This is a genomic window from Delftia sp. ASV31 (assembly GCF_016428765.1).
GTDB lineage: Bacteria > Pseudomonadota > Gammaproteobacteria > Burkholderiales > Burkholderiaceae_C > Comamonas > Comamonas acidovorans.
The window spans coordinates 1-2474 of sequence record NZ_JAELTK010000178.1; the positions used below are offsets into that span (position 1 = coordinate 1).

The window sequence follows — 2474 nt, forward strand, 5'->3', positions numbered from 1 at the left end:
CCCCCCCCCCCCCCCCCCCCCCCCCCCCCCCCCCCCCCCCCCCCCCCCCCCCCCCCCCCCCCCCCCCCCCCCCCCCCCCCCCCCCCCCCCCCCCCCCCCCCCCCCCCCCCCCCCTTTTACTGATACGCCCACCACCGAGATCTACACTGTTCGCATTTCGTCGGCAGCGTCAGATGTGTATAAGAGACAGGATATGGATGCCGGAGTTTTAATGGGCGTATCGGGGGCATTTAATTGGTATCATTATATGATGCAGTGCCTGCCTAAAGCATATATTTTGAAGTATTTGCCGCCTGAGCATGACATGCTGCCGATTATTGTTCCATTTGAATGCGTAACCATTCCATCTTTTGCAGATGCGCTAAGGTCATGCGTAGGCGATCGCACTATAGTCCCTGTGAGAAATGGATGTGCTGTTAGGGCTAAGAGTCTTATAGTTATTGACGATGTATGGTTTGAGCCATTCAATATGAATTTTGGCATTTGGCCAAGAGTTCATGATTATAGCCATCATCGGGAATTCATGCTGGACTACATCAGAAATCTTCGCGATAATATTCTCGGAGAAGATCAAAATCCATCGAGGAAGCAGCATCGGATATTTATCAAGAGGCCAGTGGGGCGACGGGATTACAATCAAATGGCCTTGATGGAAATTGCCCTCAAATACGGATTCGAGCCGGTATCTATGGAAGGCAAATCGCTGGCAGAGCAGGCGAGGATATTTCGTGATGCAGAAATGATTGTGGGTGCGTCCGGTGCTGCATGGGTTGGTATGATATTTAGAGCGGTGCCGGCAAAGGCTCTTAGTTGGCTTGTCCCTGAGCACGCAGAGTTTTGCTCCTACTCCACTTTGGCAAATATGCTCGGTCATGAGATGAGGTTCATCCCGGCACTCCCCATTGGGAGGCTGAATTCGACTTATGATGCCTACGAGGAGGACTACCTTGTTTCTGAGTTGGTCTTCGAACGCGCGGTGTGCAATATGATTGGTGCATGAATATGGTTTCTTTTCTCGATTTAAAAGGCTTGAATCTGCGCTTCAAGGACGAGTTTACGGAAGCGCTGCAACGAGTATTGGCGCGTGGATGGTTCGTTCAGGGCGAGGAACTTGCAGCATTCGAAAAGGAATTCGCTAACTATTGCGATGTACCGCACTGTATCGGCGTCGGCAACGGGCTGGACGCACTGACCCTGATCCTGCGCGCCTACGTTGAACTGGGAAAGCTGGCGCCAGGCGACGAAGTGATATTGCCTGCCAACACCTTCATTGCCACCGCGCTGGCGGTATCTCAGGCCGGGTTGACGCCGGTGCTGGCTGAGCCAGATGCGGTCACCGGTAACCTTGACCCGCGTTCCGCCGCAGCTGCAATCACTTCGCGCACCCGTGTGCTATTGCCAGTACATCTATATGGGCGCCTAGCCGACATGGCCGCGCTGCGCGCTTTGGCCGACCGGCATGGCCTGCTGCTGGTCGAGGATGCCGCGCAGGCACATGGTGCCACGATGCATGGCCGTCATGCCGGCAGCTTTGGCGATGCCGCAGGCTTCAGCTTCTTTCCCGGAAAAAACCTTGGTGCTCTGGGCGATGGCGGTGCGGTACTCACTGCAGACTCGGCTCTGGCTGCTTGTGTGTCTTCGTTGCGCAGTTACGGTTCCAGCCGCAAGTATCACCATGAGCGACAGGGCGTGAACTCGCGGCTGGATGAGTTGCAGGCGGCATTTTTACGCATCAAATTGCGCTCGTTGGCTGCCGATACCAAATCACGGGAGAGCTTGGCGAGGCTTTACTGTGCTGGCATCAGCAATCCGCATATTGCATTGCCGGCACTTCCGGGTGAAGGTGAGGTTCATGCGTGGCACCTGTTTGTGGTGAAAACCCCATTGCGTGCTGCCTTGCAGGCACATTTGAGCGTTGCAGGAATCGAAACGCTCGTCCATTATCCCATACCGATCCACCTCCAACCCGCCTACGCGAGCGAGCACTGGCCCCGGTTGCCGGTGGCGGAAACGCACGCAGCCATGGTGTTGAGCTTGCCGCTCTATCCTGGAATTGCCGAGCCACAGCGAGTGATCGACGCTTGCAACACATTTCACGTTTGACCCTATAAGAGAGTTGATCATGTCGTTACAGCACTGCAAGATTATCGATCTGCCCAAGGTTGAAGATCCACGAGGCAATCTAACATTTATTGAAGCAGGCCAGCATGTACCGTTCGATATTCGTCGTGTGTACTATTTATACGATGTCCCTGGTGGTTCCCATCGAGGTGGTCATGCGCACAAGTGTCTGCATCAGCTTTTGATTGCCATGTCAGGCAGTTTTGACATAACGCTGGATGATGGTCGAACAAAATTCAAATATCATCTTAACCGCTCTTACTACGGTCTTTATATTCCTGTCTCTTATACACATCTAAAAGGGGGGGGGGGGGGGGGGGGGGGGGGGGGGGGGGGGGGGGGGGGGGGGGGGG

At 55.0% G+C, this 2474-nt stretch carries 3 protein-coding genes and 1 pseudogene; all 4 read left to right on the forward strand.

The window, feature by feature from the left end:
• Positions 1-212, forward strand: a pseudogene (locus tag JHD82_RS28805) (hypothetical protein); the annotation flags it as partial.
• Entirely contained in the window at positions 194-1000 is an 807-nt protein-coding gene (locus JHD82_RS28810) for a DUF563 domain-containing protein (protein ID WP_199140299.1), read from the forward strand. The pseudogene JHD82_RS28805 and the gene JHD82_RS28810, both read left to right, overlap by 19 nt.
• Positions 997-2103: a DegT/DnrJ/EryC1/StrS family aminotransferase gene (locus JHD82_RS28815; protein ID WP_307838129.1), complete on the forward strand. Its 1107-nt coding sequence runs from the start codon at positions 997-999 to the stop codon at positions 2101-2103. Before JHD82_RS28810 ends, JHD82_RS28815 begins: the two co-directional genes overlap by 4 nt.
• 19 nt (positions 2104-2122) lie before the next feature.
• Positions 2123-2474 (forward strand): FdtA/QdtA family cupin domain-containing protein (locus tag JHD82_RS28820; protein WP_199140301.1); only part of this gene is annotated, 352 nt, incomplete at its 3' end.